Here is a 19,094-nt window from a genome sequence, read left to right on the forward strand (position 1 = left end):
GGACCCCGGCGCGTGTCAGCCGTTGCGCGGGCCCGGGAAGGCGTTCGGGCGGGTGTCGGCCGGCTGGGGCGGCATCGAGCGTGCCGCAGGCACCGCGGGGACGGCGGACAGGCCCGGCGGCGGCGGGAGCGTACGCGTCGCGCCGCCCTCGGTCTCCGGCTGGGCCGCGGGAGCCTGCCGCCGCGAGCCGTAACGACGGTGCACCGCCTGCTTGGTGACGCCGAGGGCCGAGCCGACGGCGTCCCAGGAGAAGCCGAGGGAGCGGTCGAAGTCCACGGCCGCGGTCACGAGGGTTTCGACGCTGTCCCGCAGTTCCTGCGCGAGGCGGACGGTCGGGGCGGGCGCCCTGCCGTAGACGACGAAGCCCGTGGACGGGCCGGAGCGGCGGGGGCGGTAGACGTTCCCCAGCTGGGCGGTGAGCGTGCGCAATGCGTCCACCTGCCGGCGGACCCGCTCGATGTCCCGCACCAGCAGATGCAGGCTGGCCCGGGCTTGGGCGTCGTGGGTTGCGTGGTCGGCCATTGACAAGCCTCTCGAACCGGCGGTTAAAAGGGGTCGGGTCGCGTCCGGGGCGGCCCGCTTCGGTCAATCTCTCTTGACCAACGCGCCGGTGGGCGGTCTGGTCACGCTTCAGGGCGTATGTGCCTGTGCACGGGGCGCGCGGGCTCCCGTACGCCCCCTGCTGCCACGGCTCATAGACTGGTGTGCTGCTCGTCACCGCACGTCCCAGTCTGAGAGGCAGTCAGCCACCGATGAAGCTCGTCTTCGCAGGTACTCCCGAGGTCGCCGTTCCCGCTCTGGACGCCCTGATCGCCTCCGACCGGCACGAGGTCGCCGCCGTCGTCACCCGGCCCGACGCGCCCGCGGGCCGTGGGCGGCGGCTGGTCGCGAGCCCGGTCGCGCAGCGCGCCGCCGACGCCGGGATCGAGGTCCTCAAGCCGGCGAGGCCGCGCGACGAGGACTTCCTGGCGCGGCTGCGGGAGATCGGCCCTGACTGCTGCCCCGTCGTCGCCTACGGCGCCCTGCTGCCCAAGGCGGCCCTCGATGTGCCCGTCCACGGCTGGGTGAACCTGCACTTCTCGCTGCTGCCGGCCTGGCGCGGCGCCGCCCCGGTGCAGCACGCGATTCTCGCCGGTGACGAGATGACCGGCGCGGCGACGTTCCGGATCGAGGAAGGGCTCGACACCGGACCGGTCTACGGGGTGATCACGGAGCCCGTGCGCCCCACGGACACCAGCGGCGATCTGCTGACGCGCCTCGCCTTCGCCGGTGCGGGACTTCTCGCGGCGACGATGGACGGCATCGAGGACGGCACCCTGCGGCCCGTGCCGCAGTCCGCCGACGGCGTCTCCCTGGCCCCGAAGATCACCGTCGAGGACGCCCACGTCGACTGGACCGCGCCCGCGCTGCGCGTCGACCGGGTCGTGCGCGGCTGCACCCCCGCGCCGGGCGCGTGGACGGCCTTCCGCGGCGAGCGCCTCAAGCTCGTCCAGGTCGCGCTGCTGCCGGACCGCAAGGACCTCGCCCCGGGCGAGCTCGACGCCGGCAAGAACCACGTGCACGTGGGCACCGGATCCCATGCCGTGGAGCTGCTGTGGGTCCAGCCGCAGGGCAAGAAGCCGATGCGGGCCGCGGACTGGGCGCGGGGTGTGCGCATCGCTCCTGGCGAGAGGGTCGGCGCGCCGGTCGTAGGCTGAGAGCATCACGTTTCATCGAACGCGGAGCACCTTTTGAGTGAGCAGTCCCGTCACCGTCCCGCCAAGCCGTACCGCCGCCCGAAGAAGGACCCCGTCCGGATCCTGGCCTTCGAGGCGCTGCGGGCCGTCGACGAGAGGGACGCGTACGCCAACCTCGTCCTGCCGCCGCTGCTGAAGAAGGCGCGCGAGAAGGACGACTTCGACGGGCGGGACGCGGCGCTCGCGACGGAGCTCGTATACGGGACGCTGCGCCGCCAGGGCACCTACGACGCGATCATCGCGGCCTGTATCGACCGGCCGCTGCGCGAGGTCGACCCGCCGGTGCTGGACGTCCTCGCGCTCGGCGCGCACCAGCTGCTGGGGACGCGCATCCCCACGCACGCGGCCGTCTCCGCGAGCGTGGAACTGGCACGGGTGGTGCTCGGCGACGGACGCGCGAAGTTCGTGAACGCCGTACTGCGCAAGATCTCGCAGCACGACATGGACGCCTGGCTCGAGCGGGTCGCCCCGCCCTACGACGAGGACGCGGAGGACCATCTGGCCGTCGTGCACTCGCACCCCCGGTGGATCGTCTCCGCCCTGTGGGACTCGCTCGGCGGCGGACGCGCCGGCATCGAGGACCTGCTGGAGGCCGACAACGAGCGGCCGGAGGTGACGCTGGTGGCGCGGCCAGGGCGTTCGACGACCGGCGAGCTGACCGACGTGCTGGGGGAGGACTCCGTCCTGCCCGGCCGCTGGTCCCCCTACGCCGTCCGGCTGGCCGAGGGCGGCGAGCCCGGCGCCATCGAGGCCGTGCGGGACGGACGCGCGGGCGTCCAGGACGAAGGCAGCCAGCTGGTGGCGATCGCCCTCGCCAACGCCCCGGTGGAAGGCAGCGACGAGCGCTGGCTCGACGGGTGCGCGGGGCCCGGCGGCAAGGCGGCGCTCCTCGGCGCGCTCGCGGCCGGCCGGGGCGCGTCCCTGCTGGCCGCCGAGAAGCAGCCGCACCGTGCCCGGCTGGTGGAGCGGGCACTCGCCGGCAACCCGGGCCCGTACCAGGTGGTGGCGGCCGACGGCACGCGTCCGCCGTGGCGCGAGGGCGTGTTCGACCGGGTGCTCGTCGACGTGCCGTGTTCGGGACTCGGCGCGCTGCGTCGACGTCCCGAAGCCCGCTGGCGCCGCCGCGCCTCTGACCTCGAGGGCTTCGCCCCGCTCCAGCGGGAGCTGCTGCGTGAGGCGCTGAAGGCCGTACGGGTCGGCGGCGTGGTGGGGTACGCGACCTGTTCGCCGCACCTCGCCGAGACGCGGGTCGTCGTGGAGGACGTCCTGCGCGGCCGCGGCGGTCCGGCCGTCGAGGCGGAGTGGGTGGACGCCCGCCCGCTGATGCCCGGTGTCCCGGCCCTCGGTGACGGCCCCGACGTGCAGTTGTGGCCTCATCTGCACGGCACGGACGCGATGTACCTGGCCCTGCTGCGGCGCACCGCCTGACGTTGCCGGAGTTGTGGGATCTCACATTCCGTGACCAAATCTCACGACCTGGCCACCCGGTGGCCGATCGGCCACGCACCTGGGACGGGCTGTCAGCCGGTTCACTCGTTCGAGTGCGACCGGACGTGATGCAGACCCTCCATGGACAGACTCGTAGCGGCGCGCCTCGTCAGCCACTTCGCTCCGTTGGGGCAACGATGACCGGCCCAGACGTCACTCTCAGTGTCCTCTTGAGCAAATGGCCCACTCGAAGCGGGAAGGAATGGCCCCCATGCTCGGGCTGCCTGGATCCTAATGTCGAAGGTGACCACCGCGGCCCACGCCGGCGCCCACCTCCCGACCTCGAAGGAACCCCTCATGCAAGCCATCACCGTCCAGGACCGCGAGGCCGGTGCCGGCAGCCTGGCCCTTGCCGAGTTGCCCCACCCGCACGCCGCAGAGAACGACGTGATCGTGAAGGTCCACGCCGCCGGCTTCACGCCGGGCGAGCTGGACTGGCCCGGCACCTGGACCGACCGGGCCGGACGCGATCGGACCCCGAGTGTGCCCGGCCACGAACTGTCCGGCGTCGTCACCGAACTCGGCTACGGCACCACCGGCCTGACCATCGGGCAGCGCGTGTACGGCCTGACCGACTGGGCCCGCAACGGCACCCTGGCCGAGTACACCGCGGTCGAAGCCCGCAACCTCGCGCCGCTGCCCGCCGACGTCGACCACGTCACGGCCGTCGCGCTGCCCATCTCCGGACTCACCGCCTGGCAGGCCCTGTTCGACCATGCCGACCTCCAGACGGGGCAGAGCGTCCTCATCCACGGCGCCGCGGGCGGCGTCGGCTCGATCGCCGTGCAGCTGGCCCGCGCGGCGGGCGCCCAGGTGATCGGCACAGGACGCGCCGACGACCGCGACACCGCGCTGGGTCTGGGCGCCCACGCCTTCGTCGACCTCCAGGCCGAGAAGCTGGAGGACATCGGCCCCGTCGACGTGGTGTTCGACGTGATCGGCGGCGAAATCCTCGAACGCTCCACCGCTCTGGTCCGCCCCGGCGGCACCCTGGTCACCATCGCCGAGCCCGTCACCGTCCACCCCCGCGACGGACGCGCTGTCTTCTTCGTCGTCGAACCCGACCGCGTCCGCCTGGGCGACCTCGCCCAACGGGTGCGGGACGGACGCCTCAAGCCGATCATCGGTGCCGTGCGGCCGCTCACCGAAGCGGTCGCCGCGTTCACACCGGACAAGCGGACTCACGGCAAGACGATCATCCGCGTTGCCGAGGACTGAGCCGGCGCGCCGCCGAGCCGCATCAGCTCGCCGGCGGCCCGGCACGGGACGGGGGCCTGGGCCGATGCCGTCGACCGGCGTGTCATTCCGTGTCCGGACACCGCCGGGCTCACATCATGTCGGGGAACCCGCTACTGGCAGGCCCGCAAGGGAGCACGCAGGATGTGGCAGAACGACGGCTGGAATGTGCGGGTCAGGCTCGGGGTGCTCACCCCGCACGCGGACGTGGGACCAGAATCCGAACTCCGCGCGATGGCTCCCGCCGATGTCGGCATTCACGCCGCTCGGGTGCCGTTCGGTGCGATGCGGCCGGGCGGCGGGATGGACGAGACGATCCCTCTGGCGCCGGTGCGGGCATTCGCCGATCCTCCGTACGTGGACGAGGCCGCCGAGCGGCTGGCCGCCGCACCAGTGGCGGCGATCGGCTTCGCCTTCACCAGCTCGGCATACGTCATCGGTGCCTCGGCCGAGGAGGCGATGCTGGAGCGCCTGTGCACCCGGGCCGGAGGCGTTCCGGTAGTCGCCACCTGCGCGGCGATGGTGGACGCTCTGCACTCCGTGGGGGCCTCGCGGCTGGCGCTGGTCGATCCGCCATGGTTCGACACGGAGTTGAACGCGCTGGGGCGGCGCTACTACCAGGGCACGGGCTTCGAGGTTCCGTTCTCAGCTCCTTGCTCTCTGCCCAGCGGGCAGACTCTGATCCGGCCTGCCGACCTGTACGACTGGGTGATCGCACATGTTCCGGACAGCGCCGATGCCGTGGTGCTGGGCGGCAACGGCCTTCGCGCGGTCGGCGTGATCGAGCGGCTGGAGGCACGTCTGGAGCGTCCGGTGTTGACGCCGAACCAAGTGCTGCTGTGGGCGATGTTGCGTGCGGCCGGTACGACCACCGACGACGTCACAGGTTACGGGCAGCTGTTCTCTCTGGCCGGGCCCCCGCCACACGAGTGAGCCGCGTCGGCACGGTGAGGGCGGCGGCGCCTGCCGATCGGCTGTGGTGGCCCCGAGCCCACGTCCGCCGGCTGCGCATACCGCACCGCCTGCACGTGGCGACCCGCCGCAGCGCCTACCAAGGCGATCGCCGCTCGGCCGTCTCTGCCGCATCCGCGCCGAGCCCCTGCTCGGCAGCGACCGTTGCGCCGAGGAAACAGCCACCTCGTGAGACGGATCTCCCGTGCCGCACGGTGAGACAGGTGGCAGAGCACCAGGTCAGCGCGATGCCCTGTGACACGAGTCGCGAGATCCTTCAGGAGGCCCCCGGCCGGCTCACGGCCGCGGGGCCGGCCGGGGCTCCTCGCGGGACAGCCGGTGGGGCCACCACACCTTCGGGCCCACGTCCAGGAACAGCGACGTGACCAGCACGGAGCGGACGACGAAGGTGTCCAGCAGGACGCCCAGGGCCACCGCGAAGCCGATCTCGGCGAACGCGACCATGGGCAGCGTGCCGAGGGCGGCGAACGTACCCGCGAGGACCAGACCGGCCGAGGTGATCACCGCGCCGGTCGCGGCGAGTCCCGTGACCACGCCGGGCGCGGCGCCCTGCCTGCGGGCCTCTTCCCGGATGCGGGTCGTGAGGAAGATGTTGTAGTCGATGCCCAGCGCCACCAGGAACACGAAGACGAACAGCGGGAAGTCCGTCGACTCGCCCGCGTAGTCGAAGAGGTACCGGAAGGCGAGCGCGCTCAGCCCCAGCGCGGCGGCGAACGACAGCACCACCGTGCCGATCAGCAGCAGCGGCGCGATCAGGGATCTCAGCAGCACCATGAGGATCAGCAGCACCACGAGCAGCACCAGCGGGATGATCAGCAAGTTGTCGTGGGTCGTCGCGGCGTCCATGTCGAGCAGCGCCGCCGTGCCGCCGCCCACCTGGGCGTCCGCGTCGGCTACGGCGTGCACGGCGTCCCTGACCTGCTCGACCGTGTTCTTGGCGGCCTGGCTGTCGGCGGGATCCTCGAGCGTGGCCTCGAACAGCACCCGGCCTTCGTGCACGGGCGCGGTACCGGGCGGCAGCCCGAGCGAGGTGGGCACCACACCGGGCGTCGCGGCCACGGCCTCGCCGACCTGACGGGCCTGCCCCGCGTTGCTGATCACCACCAGGGGATCGCCGCTGCCTGCGGGGAAGTACCTGGCCTGGACCTCCTGGCCGGTGATCGAGTCGGGCTTGCCGGTGAACGAATCGGCGTTACGGATGCCCTCCGCCCGCAGTTGTGTCAGCCCCAGTGCGCACACCGCGAGAGCGACGGCCGTGGCACCCCACACCGCTCGCGGCCGGCGGGAGATCGACCGTCCCGTACGGGCCCAGAAGCCACGCTCGGTGGGCTCGGGAGAGCCCAGGTGCGGGATCACCGGCCAGAAGATCCAGCGGCCGAAGATCACCAGGAGTGCGGGGAACAGCGACAGCATGGCCACGAGGGCTACGGCGACGCCGATGGCGGCGACGGGACCGAGACCGCGCGTGGAGTTCATCTCCGCGGCCATCAGCACCAGCATGCCGAGGACCACCGTCGCACCGCTCGCGAGCACCGCGGGCCCCGCCCGGTGCAGTGCCAGCGCCATCGCCTCGTGCCGGTCCTCGTGGCGGCGCAGCTCCTCGCGGTAGCGGGCGACCAGCAACAGCGCGTAGTCGGTGCCCGCGCCGAACACGAGGACGGTCAGGATGCCCGCACTCTGACCGTTGACCGTCAGGTCGGCATGCTCGGCCATCAGATAGATCACGGCCTGGGCGGCGCCGAGGGCCGCGATCACGGAGAAGAGCGGGACCAGCAGCAGCGTCGGACTGCGGTAGGTGATCAGCAGCATCACGATCACGACGGCCATCGCGGAGAACAGCAACGTCGAATCGATGCCCTCGAAGGCCTCCGAGAAGTCGGCCGAGGTGCCGCCGGGCCCGGTTACGTGCACCGACAGGCCGCCCGCGCTCTCTCCCGTCTCGGCGCGGATCGAGTCGACGGCGGGGGCGATCCGCTCCCAGCCCTCCTCGTCCATGGTGATCGGTACGAAGACCTGGGCCGCCCGCGGATCCGCCGGCCGGTCGAACACCGGGCCGCGGGTCTCCGCGCCGCGCACGCCGTGGTCGCGCAGCTCCTTGACCGCGGTGACGTCCTCGCTGATCCGTTCGCGGTCGGCCGCGGTGAGTCCGTCCTCGCGTGCGTAGACGACGATCGCGGGGATCACCTCGGGCCGGAAGTCCTCGGCCTCGGTCAGCACCTGGGTGGACTCCGCGCTGCCGGGCAGCCAGGAGGCGGCGTCGTTGTCCTGCGCGTCCGTCAGCTTCTGGGCCAGGGGTAAGGCCAGCACCATGACCGCCAGCCACAGGACCAGGACGACCCACTTGCTGCGCCGTCCGCAGACGAGGTGCGCGATTCCTCTGCCGGCCGCCCGCGGGGGTGCCGTGTCGTGTTCCGCGTCCGCCATGACGCTCCCGTATCTGACTCTGCGGGGGACCGAATCGCCGGAATTGCGGGGGGCTGGGCCGGTCCGGTTTCTCGTTGGTCCATACCGAGTGCCGTCCCGGGGAGGGGAAGTGCCCAAGGACATGGCAGTCTTGGCGCATGGCCGTTCAGATCAACCCCAGTATCCTCTCCGCGGACTTCTCGCGCCTGGCGGAGGAGGCCAAGGCCGTCGAGGGTGCCGACTGGCTCCACGTCGACGTGATGGACAACCACTTCGTGCCCAACCTCACCCTGGGCGTACCGGTCGTCGAGTCGCTCGCGAAGGCGACGGACACCCCGCTGGACTGCCATCTGATGATCGAGGACCCCGACCGCTGGGCTCCCCGGTACATCGAGGCGGGGGCCGGGTCGGTCACCTTCCACGTCGAGGCCGCCGCCGCCCCCGTGCGGCTGGCCCGCGAGATCAGGGCGAAGGGCGCGCGGGCCTCGATGGCACTCAGGCCGGCCACCCCGATCGAGCCGTACGAGGATCTGCTGCCCGAGCTCGACATGCTCCTGATCATGACCGTGGAGCCCGGCTTCGGTGGTCAGGCGTTCCTCGACATCATGCTGCCGAAGATCCGTCGCACCCGGGAGCTCATCTCCAAGCACGGCCTCCAGCTGTGGCTGCAGGTCGACGGCGGGGTGTCGGCGTCGACGATCGAGCAGTGCGCGGAGGCGGGCGCCGACGTGTTCGTGGCTGGCTCCGCCGTCTACGGTGCGGACGATCCCGCGGAGGCGGTGCGCAAACTGCGTGACCAGGCGGCGGCGGTGACCGCTTCCGCGGCCTGGGCGTGCGGGCACTGAACCGTGCCCGCGCTTGTTCAACCGATGTTGGCCCGGCAGGGCTGATCAAGGCCACACGGATCTGACAGGATGGCGGATCCGGAGTGTGTACAGCGGCAAGTTTGTACGGCATGAACAGCAGTGAGGAGATCGCGGTGTCTGCTAGGTCGGCGGGACGGTCTGCCCTGCGGATGGGGCCCGCTGAGCTTGTGCAGGCGGCGGCCATGGCCCGTCGCTTCTACCTCGAGGGCAAGTCCAAGATCCAGATCGCCGAGGAGTTCGGCGTCAGCCGCTTCAAGGTCGCCAGGGTCCTGGAGACCGCTCTCGAGCGTGATCTCGTCCGCATCGAGATCCGTGTACCCGCCGAGCTGGACGCCGAGCGCTCCGACGCGCTGCGCGCCCACTTCGGGCTGCGGCACGCGGTCGTCGTCGAGTCGCCCGCGGAGGGCGCGGACGAGTCGCCCGACCCGGAGAACCTGGGTGAGGTCGCCGCCGATCTGCTCGGTGAACTCGTCGCCGAGGGCGATGTGCTGGGCCTGGCATGGGGCCGGTCCACGATCCACATGGCCGCCGCCCTCGACCGGCTGCCGCCGTGCACGGTCGTGCAGCTCACCGGCGTGTACGACGCGGGCACCGCGGAGCGCGGCTCGGTGGAGGCGGTACGAAGAGCGGCGCAGGTGTCCGGTGGCGAGGCCCACCCCATCTACGCCCCCATGCTGCTGCCCGACCCCGCGACGGCGGCGGCGCTGCGCCACCAGACGGGCATCGCGCGGGCCTTCGACTACTTCGACAAGGTCACCGTCGCCTGTGTGTCGATCGGCTCCTGGGAGCCCGGTATCTCCACGGTCCACGACATGCTCTCCGACGAGGAGCGCGCCCACTACGCCTCGCTCGGTGTGGCCGCCGAGATGTCCGCCCACCTCTTCGACACCCAGGGCCGCAGGGTCGGCCGTGACCTGGGAGAGCGCTGCATCACGGTCGAGGCCGACCGGCTGCGCCGCATTCCCGAGGTCGTGGCCATCGCGGGCGGCCCCCGCAAGGCCGAGGCGATCGGGGCCGTGCTCCGCTCGGGTCTGGTCACCAGCCTCGTGACGGACACGGCGGCGGCCGACCTGCTGCTGACGGCGGCGCCCGGTCCGCGCCCGGCGCTGGAGCGCGCCGACCCCGACGACTGAGCGGCGCCGGCCGGACCGGCTGCCGGCGGCTTGGTGCGATCGCACCAAGGCACCCCCTCTGACCTGGACGATTGTCCTGAGCTGTTCAGGGGTGCCGGCATGGGAGAATGAAGTACGTGCGATTTCCTCCGGCTGCATCGCCGGGGGGCCGACTCCGATCGACTGGGATGTTAAGCACGTGCGTTTCCTCAACGACATCAAGCCGCCGTACGACCTGACGTACGACGATGTGTTCATGGTGCCGAGCCGCTCGGCCGTCGGTTCCCGGCAGGGCGTGGACCTCTCCTCCCCGGACGGGACCGGCACGACGGTGCCGCTGGTCGTGGCCAACATGACCGCCATCGCCGGCCGCCGGATGGCCGAGACCGTCGCCCGCCGCGGCGGGCTCGTCGTCATCCCCCAGGACATCCCGATCGACGTCGTCACCGACGTCATCTCCTGGGTGAAGACCCGCCACCATGTGCTGGACACCCCGATCGTGCTGGTCCCGCACCAGACCGTCGCCGACGCTCTGTCCCTGCTGCCGAAGCGGGCGCACGGCGCGGGCGTCGTCGTGGACGAGGACCGCCGGCCCGTCGGCATCGTCACCGACCACGACCTGGCCGGCGTCGACCGGTTCACCCAGCTGTCCGAGGTCATGTCGAAGGACCTGCTGCTCCTCGACGCGGACATCGACCCCCGCGAGGCGTTCAACACCCTCGACGGCGCCAACCGGCGCTACGCGCCCGCCGTGGACGCCTCCGGCAGGCTCGCCGGTGTGCTGACCCGCAAGGGCGCCCTGCGCGCGACGCTGTACACCCCGGCGGTCGACGCCGCCGGCCGGCTGCGGATCGCCGCTGCCGTCGGCATCAACGGCGATGTGTCGGGCAAGGCCAAGCAGTTGCTCGACGCGGGCGTCGACACGCTGGTCGTCGATACGGCGCACGGCCACCAGGAATCGATGATCAGCGCCGTCAAGGCCGTTCGCGCCCTCGACCCGCAGGTGCCGATCGTCGCCGGCAACGTGGTCGCGGCGGAGGGTGTGCGCGACCTGATCGAGGCCGGCGCGGACATCGTCAAGGTCGGTGTGGGCCCCGGCGCCATGTGCACCACCCGCATGATGACCGGCGTGGGCCGGCCGCAGTTCTCGGCCGTCCTCGAATGCGCCGCGGAGGCCAGGAAGTTCGGCAAGCACGTCTGGGCGGACGGCGGTGTGCGCCACCCCCGCGACGTGGCGATGGCGCTGGCCGCCGGTGCGTCCAACGTCATGATCGGCTCGTGGTTCGCCGGCACGTACGAGTCCCCGGGCGACCTTCAGCAGGCCCCCGACGGGCGGTTCTACAAGGAGTCCTTCGGCATGGCGTCGAAGCGCGCCGTGCGCAACCGCACCAGCGAGGAGTCCGCGTACGACCGTGCCCGTAAGGGCCTGTTCGAAGAGGGGATCTCGCACTCGCGGATGTTCCTCGACGCGAGCCGTCCGGGCGTGGAGGACCTGATCGACTCGATCATCGCGGGTGTCCGCTCCTCGTGCACGTACGCCGGCGCGGGTTCCCTGGAGGAGTTCGCGGAGAAGGCGATCGTCGGCATCCAGAGCGCCGCCGGTTACGCGGAGGGCAAGCCCCTGCACGCCAGCTGGAGCTGACCCGCGGTCACATGGTCCGGCCCTCCGAGGATGTGGGGGCCGGACCTTGTGTGTTTTCGGCCAACTCAACTTTGTACGCATGTGGCACGGGGTCCCGGGTAGGCGCTTCTTCGCACTGACATCGGAGCAGGGGAGGACGAAGTGTCCACGGCGAGCACGGTCCCGACCGAACTCACGCGGCCTGAAGCGCAGCGCCCGGAAATCGTGGAGCTGGGGCTTCCGGCAGTGGAGAACCCGGGGGAGGTTGCACCCAAGGACGCACGTGAGATCTCGAAGTCATTCTTCGTGCGGCTTGCCTCTCTCGAGGAAGGCACCCACGAATACCAATACGTGCGCAACACCCTGATCGAGCTCAACCTGGCCCTCGTGAAGTACGCCGCGGGCCGGTTCCGCAACCGCGCGGAGCAGATGGAGGACATCATCCAGGTCGGCACGATCGGCCTGATCAAGGCGATCGACCGCTTCGAGCTCAGCCGTGAGGTGGAGTTCGCGACGTTCGCCGTCCCGTACATCATCGGCGAGATCAAGCGCTTCTTCCGCGACACCAGCTGGGCCGTGCACGTCCCGCGCCGGCTCCAGGAACTGAGGATCGACCTGGCCAAGGCCGTCGACGAGCTCTCGCAGAAGCTCGACCACACGCCCACCACGGCCGAACTCGCGGAACACCTCGGGATGGACGAGGAAGAGATCATCGAGGGTGTGGTCGCGAGCAACGGTTACACGGCCGGTTCCATCGACATGCCGATGGACGACGCCTCCGACCACGGGGCCGTGCCGCTGTCCGACCGGCTGGGCGCACCGGACGCCGAACTGGAGATCGCTGAGAACGTGCAGGCGCTGAAGCCGCTGATCGAGGAGCTCGACGAGCGCGACCGGCAGATCCTCCAGATGCGGTTCGGCGAGGAGATGACGCAGTCGGAGATCGGCGCGGAGCTCGGCGTCTCCCAGATGCATGTCTCCCGGTTGCTGTCACGGATCACCGCACGGCTTCGTGAAGGTCTGCTCGTCGTGGAGTGACCCGTGCGGTACGGGCGGGCGGCCGTGGTCGCCCGCCGAACTGCGCCGCCCGGACCGGACAGGGCGGCGGCAAGAGAGTGGACCCCCCCACGGGTGGAAGCGGCGTCCTGGCCGCCAGGGCGCCGCTTCTGTTTCCGTGGGTCGTGTGCCGCTTCGCCGTGCGCGTCGTCCGCTCCGGCCTGCGCCGTGCCCCGGCAGGTCGCCGGATCCTGACGGACGCACAGAACCGGCGGGCGGAGGAGCGGGCTAGCCTGTGCCGGTCAGCAGCCGGCCGTGGCGGGGCGCGCCCAAGTCGCCCGGATGCTCTTGCCGTCGGGGAGCGGACAGACCTCCACACGGCCGGCGAGCCGCTGCACCATGTGCCATCCGAAACCGCCGCCGCCCGCGAGGTCCGGCTGGCGGGGGACCGGCGGCAGCGGGCTGGAGTCGTCCATCTGGACGATCAGGGTGTCGTGTCCGGCCGTCAGACGCAGCCGCCACCAGCCGGCGGTGTGGCGCACAGCGTTGGTGACGAGCTCGGAGACGACCAGCAGCACCGCGTCCGCGTCGGCCCACGCGCAGTGCTGCCGCAGGAACTCCGCGGTGGCCGTACGGGCACCCGCGCTGTGCCTGCTCTCCTGATGGGGTGATTCCTCGATCACCACCTGCGGCTGTGTGTTCATCATCGCTCGCATACCCAGAAGTCGCGTGAGTATCAACCCCGCGCTCCGGTATCTCACACAACGATGGGGAGCGCCGGGGTTTCCGACGGTTCGGTGGCCGGACGGCCGAGGCGGTCATGACGCTCATGTTTCACCGGAGCGCAATGTTTCCCCGTGGCTCCCGTCAGCGCGCAATGATCGGCCGCCGATGCGCAACAACGGTGCATTACGGCTGTGAGCAGCGGACTCGTAGGCTCGACCCCCGTACCAGGAGTGGCGGTGACCGTCTGCTCGGCGGTTCCCTCACCCATGCGCGGGCTCCTTCTGCCTGCCCGCGGGCCGCCGTCGGGCCGTCCCGCCGACCCGCAGCGATGAAGGAGCCAACGACGTGCTGGACCAAGGCGCAGCGCCACCGACGACCGAGCCGTCGAACGGAAGAGGCCGGGGGACCGCGGCCCGGCTGATGCGAAGGAAGCCGGTCGAGCGGCTGGTCGCGGAAGGCGGGCAGGGCGAGGGCGGTGCGCTGCGCCGCTCGCTGTCCATGTGGCAGCTGACCATGATCAGCATCGGTGCCACACTCGGCACCGGCATCTTCGTCGTACTCGGCGAGGCGGTCCCCGAGGCGGGCCCCGCCGTCACCGTCTCGTTCGTGATCGCCGGTCTGACCGCGCTCTTCTCGGCCCTCTCCTACGCGGAGCTGGCCGGCACCATCCCGGTCTCCGGCTCCTCCTACTCGTACGCCTACGCCACCATGGGCGAGCTCGTCGCCTGGGTCTGCGGCTGGTGCCTCATCCTCGAGTACGGCGTCTCCGTCGCCGCCGTGGCGGTCGGCTGGGGCGAGTACCTCAACGAACTCCTCGCCGGCACCATCGGCGTCACCATCCCGGACGCCCTGTCGGCGCCTCCCGGCGACGGCGGGTTCTTCAACCTGCCCGCCCTCCTCGTCGTGCTGCTCGCCATGGTGTTCCTGCTCGGCGGGGCCCGCGAGAGCGCCCGTGCCAACACCGTCATGGTCGTGGTGAAGATCGCCGCCCTGGTGCTGTTCTGCGCCGTCGGCGTCCAGGGCTTCCGCAGCGGCAACTACGAGAACTTCATGCCGCTGGGCATGGCGGGCGTCAGCGCCGCCGGAGCGTCGCTGTTCTTCTCGTACATCGGTTTCGACGCCGCCTCCACGGCCGGCGAGGAGGCCAAGAACCCCCAGCGCGACCTGCCGCGCGCCATCATGCTGTCCCTGCTGATCGTCACGGCGCTGTACGTGCTCGTCGCGGCCGTCGCCGTCGGCGCCCGCCCCTGGGAGGGCTTCGGCGAGTCCGAGGCCGCGCTCGCCGGGATCATGGAGGACGTCACCGGGCAGAGCTTCTGGGCCGTGCTGCTCGCCGCGGGCGCCGTCATCGCCATCGCCAGCGTCGTGCTGACGGTGCTCTACGGCCAGACCCGCATCCTGTTCGCCATGTCGCGCGACGGCCTGGTGCCCAAGGTGTTCTCGCGGGTGCACGCCAGGAGCGGCGCGCCCCGCGCCAACACGGTCCTCGTCTCGCTGTTCTGCGGTGTGCTCGCCGCCGCCGTGCCGCTGGGCCGGCTGGCCGACGCCACGAGCATCGGAACCCTGTTCGCGTTCGCGCTGGTCAACGTAGCCGTCGTCGTGCTGCGCCGGACCCGCCCGGACATGAAGCGGACCTTCCGGGTGCCGCTGTCGCCGCTCTTCCCGGTGATCGGCTTCGGGTTCTGCGTGTGGATGATGTTCAGCCTCGACACCATCACCTGGATCGTGTTCGGGGTCTGGATGGCGGTGGGCCTGGCCGTCTACTTCGGCTACGGCATGCGCAGGTCCGCACTGCGGTGAGGCCGCGCCAGGGGCACACGCCCGCATCCCTGATGGATACTGTCCTGACCAGGGAGCCGCTGCTCCCCGGCACGGACCGAGCATGGTGTGAAAGTTGCTGAACGACCTCGACGAGCGCATCGTCCATGCCCTGGCGGAGGACGCCCGCCGCTCCTACGCGGACATCGGCTCGATGGTGGGGCTCTCCGCCCCGGCGGTGAAACGACGGGTGGACCGGCTGCGCGCCGAGGGCGCCATCACCGGTTTCACCGTGCGGGTCGACCCCAAGGCGCTCGGCTGGGCGACCGAGGGGTTCATCGAGATCTTCTGCAGCCGCAACACCTCTCCCGAGGCGATCGAGCGCGGGCTCAAGCGCTACCCGGAGATCGCGTCCGCCTCCACCGTCACCGGTGAGGCGGACGCGATCGTCCAGGTCTTCGCCTCCGACATGCGCCACTTCGAGCGGGTGCTCGAACGCATCGCGGGTGAGCCGTTCGTGGAGCGCACCAAGTCCGTCCTGGTGCTCTCCCCGCTGCTGCGGCGGTTCTCCTCCGGCGCTCCCGCGTAAGCCGCACGGCTCTCGGGGCGGCCCGGCTCCCCGGGGCCGCCCCGACGCCCGATCCGCTGGTGAGCGCCCTGCGGGGCGCACCTGCGGGTGACCGGAGCGCGACGCACGGTGGCCCGCCGGGCCCGTCCGCCGATCGGCCCGCGGGCCGCGCAACGAATCGCCGACATCGGCCCGAACGACGCAACACATCGACCGTCCGCGCGCAACGCTCGCGCCTTGTCCCGGCCGATCGCCGGACCGTACCTTCATAGACGTCTCCCGTTCACCCGTCCCATGCCCGAGGTCACCCATGCCCCTGCGCACCGCCCTGCTCCAGAGTTCCGGCCGTCCGGGCTCGGTGGCGGAGAACCTGAAGGTGCTCGACGAGGCCGCGGGCCGGGCCGCCGAGGCCGGTGCGGGGCTGCTCGTCTGCCCCGAGATGTTCCTCACCGGATACGCGATCGGTGACGACGTGCCGACGCTGGCCGAGCGCGCGGACGGGCCCGGCGCGCTCGCCGTCGCCGACATCGCCGTACGCCACGGCATCGCGGTGCTCTACGGCTACCCCGAGCGGGCGGACGACGGAAGCGGCACGGCAGACGACCCGGGAGTCGTCCACAACTCCGCCCAGCTGATCGACGCGTCAGGGCAGCGCCTCGCGAACTACCGCAAGACGCACCTCTTCGGCTGCTTCGAGCAGCGGTGGTTCACCCCGGGTGAGGAGAGCGTCGTCCAGGCCGAACTCGACGGCATCCGCATCGGCATGCTGATCTGCTACGACGTGGAGTTCCCCGAGAACGTCCGCGCCCACGCCCTGGCCGGCACCGATCTGCTGCTGGTCCCGACCGCGCAGATGCACCCCTTCCAGTTCGTCGCCGAGTCCCTGGTCCCGGTCCGCGCCTTCGAGAGCCAGATGTACGTCGCGTACGTCAACAGGACCGGCCCGGAAGGCGAGTTCGAGTTCGTCGGCCTCAGCTGTCTCGCCGCCCCCGACGGCACGGTGCGCACCCGCGCCGGCCGTGGGGAGGAGCTCGTCATCGGCGAGGTCGACCCGGAGCTGCTCAGCGCCTCGCGCGAGACGAATCCGTATCTGCGTGACCGGCGGCCGGGCCTGTACGGCTCGCTGACCTGACGCCCGCCGGCCCCGCCTCCCCGCCCCACCGCTTCGCCCTTTCCCCGCAAGGAGTCCGTACCCCATGACGTCCACGGTGCCCACCACCGCCGTCCAGCACAGCGACGCGCAGCCGCCGATCACCATGTTCGGTCCGGACTTCCCCTACGCCTACGACGACTTCCTGGCGCACCCCGCGGGCCTCGGCCAGATACCGGCGACCGAGCACGGCGCCGAGGTCGCCGTCATCGGCGGCGGCCTCTCCGGCATCGTCGCCGCGTACGAGCTGATGAAGATGGGCCTGCGGCCCGTCGTCTACGAGGCCGACCGGATCGGCGGCCGGCTGCGCACCGTCGGCTTCGAGGGCACGGGCACGGACGAGCTGACCGCCGAGATGGGCGCGATGCGCTTCCCGCCGTCCTCCACGGCGCTCCAGCACTACATCGACCTGGTGGGCCTCACCACCTCGCCGTTCCCCAACCCGCTCGCCCCCTCCACGCCGTCGACCGTCGTCGACCTCAAGGGCGAGTCGCACTACGCGGAGACCATCGACGACCTGCCGCAGGTCTACCGCGACGTGATGGACGCGTGGAACGCCTGCCTGGAGGAGGGCGCCGACTTCTCCGACATGAACCAGGCCATGCGCGAGCGCGACGTCCCGCGCATCCGCGAGATCTGGGCGAAGCTCGTCGAGAAGCTCGACAACCAGACCTTCTACGGCTTCCTGTGCGACTCGGAGGCCTTCAAGTCCTTCCGGCACCGGGAGATCTTCGGGCAGGTCGGTTTCGGCACGGGCGGCTGGGACACCGACTTCCCCAACTCCATCCTGGAGATCCTGCGGGTCGTCTACTCGGAGGCCGACGACCACCACCGCGGCATCGTCGAGGGCAGCCAGCAGCTGCCGCTGCGGCTGTGGGAGCGGGAACCGCAGAAGATCGTCCACTGGCCGCTCGGGACGTCACTGTCCTCCCTGCACGACGGCACCCCCCGCCCGGCGGTGACCCGGCTGTCCCGCACGGCGGGCAACCGGATCACGGTCACCGACGCGGCCGGCGACATCCGCACCTACCGGGCGGCGATTTTCACCGCCCAGTCGTGGATGCTGCTGTCCAAGATCGCCTGTGACGACGCGCTGTTCCCCATCGACCACTGGACGGCGATGGAGCGCACCCACTACATGGAGTCCTCCAAGCTGTTCGTGCCGGTCGACCGGCCGTTCTGGCTGGACAAGGACGAGTCGACCGGGCGCGACACCATGTCGATGACGCTGACCGACCGGATGACCCGCGGCACGTACCTGCTGGACAACGGCCCGGACAAGCCGGCCGTCATCTGCCTGTCGTACACCTGGTGCGACGACAGCCTGAAGTGGCTGCCGCTGTCCGCGAACGAGCGGATGGAGGTCATGCTGAAGTCGCTCGGTGAGATCTACCCGAACGTCGACATCCGCAGCCACATCATCGGCAACCCGGTGACCGTGTCGTGGGAGAACGAGCCCTACTTCATGGGCGCGTTCAAGGCCAACCTGCCCGGCCACTACCGCTACCAGCGCCGGCTGTTCACGCACTTCATGCAGGACCGGCTGCCCGAGGACAAGCGCGGCATCTTCCTCGCCGGCGACGACATCTCGTGGACGGCGGGCTGGGCCGAGGGTGCGGTGCAGACCGCGCTCAACGCCGTGTGGGGCGTGATGGCCCACTTCGGTGGCGCGACCGACCCGTCCAACCCGGGCCCGGGCGACCTGTACGACGAGATCGCGCCGGTCGAACTGCCGGAGGACTGAGGGCCGGACCTCAGCGCCAGGGCGTCAGCAGACAGCGCCCGACCAGGCCGACACCGGCGTCCAGACGCTCGGTGAACTCCTCGGCCAGGTCGGGCAGGTCCCGCAGTCCCCACAGCAGTCGCGCCGCCGACCATGCGCTCTCGCGGGCCCGTTCGAGGCTCCAGGCGCCGACCAGATGGGTCAGCGGATCGGCGATCTCGAGCAGGTCGGGGCCGGGCATCAGATCCTCGCGGATCTGCTCCTCCAACTGCACGAGGATGTCGCCGACACGGTCGAACCCGCTCTCCAGGTCGGCCGGTTCACGGCCGAGCGCACGGCAGGTCTCCACGACCGCGAGGGCCAGGTCGTGCCCGATGTGGGCGTTGATCCCGGCGAGCGCGAACTGCAGAGGCCGTACGCCGGGATGGCGGCGGTACTGGAACAGCGGCCGCCAGCAGGCCGGCGGCCGCCGGCCCCCGTCCGCGTCGTCCACGGCCGCCAGATAGCGGCGGGCGAAGAGCACGGCGAGCGTGTCGGCGGCCGGACGGTCGGTGAAGTGCCCGCCCTCGGCGTGCCGGCCGAACTCCTCCGTGACCGCGAGGTAGACGCGGTTGAACACCGCGAGCCCGTCGGCCGGGGGCAGGTCGGAACGCAGCGAGCGCATCCGCTCCACCACGGACCCGACCGGGGAAGGACCGTGGGCCGCCCGCACCGCGAACTGTTCCGTCTGCGCCATGGG

Annotated in this window: 16 protein-coding genes; 12 read left to right on the plus strand and 4 right to left on the minus strand. The window is 71.2% G+C overall.

Annotation, left to right across the window (positions count from 1 at the left end; genetic code table 11):
• Positions 1–15: 15 nt before the first annotated feature.
• Complete coding sequence (locus SPRI_RS30285; protein WP_053557519.1) at positions 16–522, minus strand: hypothetical protein; 507 nt, start codon at positions 520–522, stop codon at positions 16–18.
• Between the two features lie 230 nt (positions 523–752).
• Between SPRI_RS30285 and fmt the strand changes: the two genes are divergently transcribed.
• From fmt to SPRI_RS30305, 4 genes are all read left to right on the plus strand, one after another.
• On the plus strand, positions 753–1,697 hold the full coding sequence (fmt, locus tag SPRI_RS30290) for a methionyl-tRNA formyltransferase (protein ID WP_037775266.1): 945 nt from the start codon (positions 753–755) through the stop codon (positions 1,695–1,697).
• A 33-nt stretch (positions 1,698–1,730) separates the two neighbouring features.
• A complete protein-coding gene (locus tag SPRI_RS30295) occupies positions 1,731–3,164 on the plus strand; it encodes an RsmB/NOP family class I SAM-dependent RNA methyltransferase (protein WP_053557520.1) in 1,434 nt (477 codons plus the stop codon).
• Positions 3,165–3,521: 357 nt separating this feature from the next.
• Entirely contained in the window at positions 3,522–4,442 is a 921-nt protein-coding gene (locus SPRI_RS30300) for an NADP-dependent oxidoreductase (protein ID WP_053557811.1), read from the plus strand.
• Positions 4,443–4,604: 162 nt separating this feature from the next.
• Positions 4,605–5,393 (plus strand): maleate cis-trans isomerase family protein, encoded by a 789-nt coding sequence (locus SPRI_RS30305; protein WP_005319929.1) that lies wholly within the window; start codon positions 4,605–4,607, stop codon positions 5,391–5,393.
• A 315-nt stretch (positions 5,394–5,708) separates the two neighbouring features.
• On the opposite strand, the gene SPRI_RS30310 is transcribed toward SPRI_RS30305, so the two are convergent.
• Complete coding sequence (locus tag SPRI_RS30310; protein WP_005319931.1) at positions 5,709–7,856, minus strand: MMPL family transporter; 2,148 nt, start codon at positions 7,854–7,856, stop codon at positions 5,709–5,711.
• 137 nt (positions 7,857–7,993) lie between these two features.
• Here SPRI_RS30310 and rpe point away from each other — a divergent pair, with 137 nt between their 5' ends.
• The 4 genes from rpe (at position 7,994) to SPRI_RS30330 (ending at position 12,472) form a co-directional block, all read left to right on the plus strand.
• Complete coding sequence (gene rpe, locus SPRI_RS30315; protein ID WP_005319934.1) at positions 7,994–8,680, plus strand: ribulose-phosphate 3-epimerase; 687 nt, start codon at positions 7,994–7,996, stop codon at positions 8,678–8,680.
• 110 nt (positions 8,681–8,790) lie between these two features.
• On the plus strand, positions 8,791–9,834 hold the full coding sequence (locus tag SPRI_RS30320; RefSeq protein ID WP_005319937.1) for a sugar-binding transcriptional regulator: 1,044 nt from the start codon (positions 8,791–8,793) through the stop codon (positions 9,832–9,834).
• A 178-nt stretch (positions 9,835–10,012) separates the two neighbouring features.
• Complete coding sequence (locus SPRI_RS30325) at positions 10,013–11,455, plus strand: GuaB1 family IMP dehydrogenase-related protein (RefSeq protein WP_005319940.1); 1,443 nt, start codon at positions 10,013–10,015, stop codon at positions 11,453–11,455.
• A 141-nt stretch (positions 11,456–11,596) separates the two neighbouring features.
• Entirely contained in the window at positions 11,597–12,472 is an 876-nt protein-coding gene (locus SPRI_RS30330) for an RNA polymerase sigma factor SigF (protein WP_005319943.1), read from the plus strand.
• A gap of 260 nt (positions 12,473–12,732) precedes the next feature.
• Here SPRI_RS30330 and SPRI_RS30335 read toward each other — a convergent pair whose 3' ends face one another.
• Positions 12,733–13,137: an ATP-binding protein gene (locus SPRI_RS30335; RefSeq protein ID WP_374987842.1), complete on the minus strand. Its 405-nt coding sequence runs from the start codon at positions 13,135–13,137 to the stop codon at positions 12,733–12,735.
• Positions 13,138–13,501: 364 nt separating this feature from the next.
• On the opposite strand from SPRI_RS30335, the gene SPRI_RS30340 reads away from it, so the two are divergent.
• The 4 genes from SPRI_RS30340 to SPRI_RS30355 all read left to right on the plus strand — a co-directional run bounded on the left by SPRI_RS30340 (position 13,502) and on the right by SPRI_RS30355 (position 18,376).
• Complete coding sequence (locus SPRI_RS30340) at positions 13,502–14,956, plus strand: amino acid permease (protein ID WP_005319949.1); 1,455 nt, start codon at positions 13,502–13,504, stop codon at positions 14,954–14,956.
• A gap of 94 nt (positions 14,957–15,050) precedes the next feature.
• Positions 15,051–15,503 (plus strand): Lrp/AsnC family transcriptional regulator, encoded by a 453-nt coding sequence (locus SPRI_RS30345; RefSeq protein ID WP_005319952.1) that lies wholly within the window; start codon positions 15,051–15,053, stop codon positions 15,501–15,503.
• Between the two features lie 289 nt (positions 15,504–15,792).
• Positions 15,793–16,614, plus strand: coding sequence for a carbon-nitrogen hydrolase family protein (locus tag SPRI_RS30350; protein WP_037775271.1), 822 nt, complete (start codon positions 15,793–15,795; stop codon positions 16,612–16,614).
• A gap of 64 nt (positions 16,615–16,678) precedes the next feature.
• Entirely contained in the window at positions 16,679–18,376 is a 1,698-nt protein-coding gene (locus SPRI_RS30355; RefSeq protein ID WP_005319957.1) for a flavin monoamine oxidase family protein, read from the plus strand.
• A gap of 10 nt (positions 18,377–18,386) precedes the next feature.
• Here SPRI_RS30355 and SPRI_RS30360 read toward each other — a convergent pair whose 3' ends face one another.
• Positions 18,387–19,091 (minus strand): DUF5995 family protein, encoded by a 705-nt coding sequence (locus SPRI_RS30360; protein ID WP_005319961.1) that lies wholly within the window; start codon positions 19,089–19,091, stop codon positions 18,387–18,389.
• Positions 19,092–19,094: the final 3 nt, after the last annotated feature.

The sequence above is a fragment of the Streptomyces pristinaespiralis genome, assembly GCF_001278075.1.
Classification (GTDB): domain Bacteria; phylum Actinomycetota; class Actinomycetes; order Streptomycetales; family Streptomycetaceae; genus Streptomyces; species Streptomyces pristinaespiralis.

Coding starts and splice junctions, on each gene's coding strand:
- SPRI_RS30285 (WP_053557519.1), bottom strand. CDS start 522: ATGGCCGACCACGCAACCCACGACGCCCAAGCCCGGGCCAGCCTGCAT.
- fmt (WP_037775266.1), top strand. CDS start 753: ATGAAGCTCGTCTTCGCAGGTACTCCCGAGGTCGCCGTTCCCGCTCTG.
- SPRI_RS30300 (WP_053557811.1), top strand. CDS start 3,522: ATGCAAGCCATCACCGTCCAGGACCGCGAGGCCGGTGCCGGCAGCCTG.
- SPRI_RS30305 (WP_005319929.1), top strand. CDS start 4,605: ATGTGGCAGAACGACGGCTGGAATGTGCGGGTCAGGCTCGGGGTGCTC.
- SPRI_RS30310 (WP_005319931.1), bottom strand. CDS start 7,856: ATGGCGGACGCGGAACACGACACGGCACCCCCGCGGGCGGCCGGCAGA.
- rpe (WP_005319934.1), top strand. CDS start 7,994: ATGGCCGTTCAGATCAACCCCAGTATCCTCTCCGCGGACTTCTCGCGC.
- SPRI_RS30320 (WP_005319937.1), top strand. CDS start 8,791: ATGAACAGCAGTGAGGAGATCGCGGTGTCTGCTAGGTCGGCGGGACGG.
- SPRI_RS30335 (WP_374987842.1), bottom strand. CDS start 13,137: ATGATGAACACACAGCCGCAGGTGGTGATCGAGGAATCACCCCATCAG.
- SPRI_RS30350 (WP_037775271.1), top strand. CDS start 15,793: ATGCCCCTGCGCACCGCCCTGCTCCAGAGTTCCGGCCGTCCGGGCTCG.
- SPRI_RS30355 (WP_005319957.1), top strand. CDS start 16,679: ATGACGTCCACGGTGCCCACCACCGCCGTCCAGCACAGCGACGCGCAG.
- SPRI_RS30360 (WP_005319961.1), bottom strand. CDS start 19,091: ATGGCGCAGACGGAACAGTTCGCGGTGCGGGCGGCCCACGGTCCTTCC.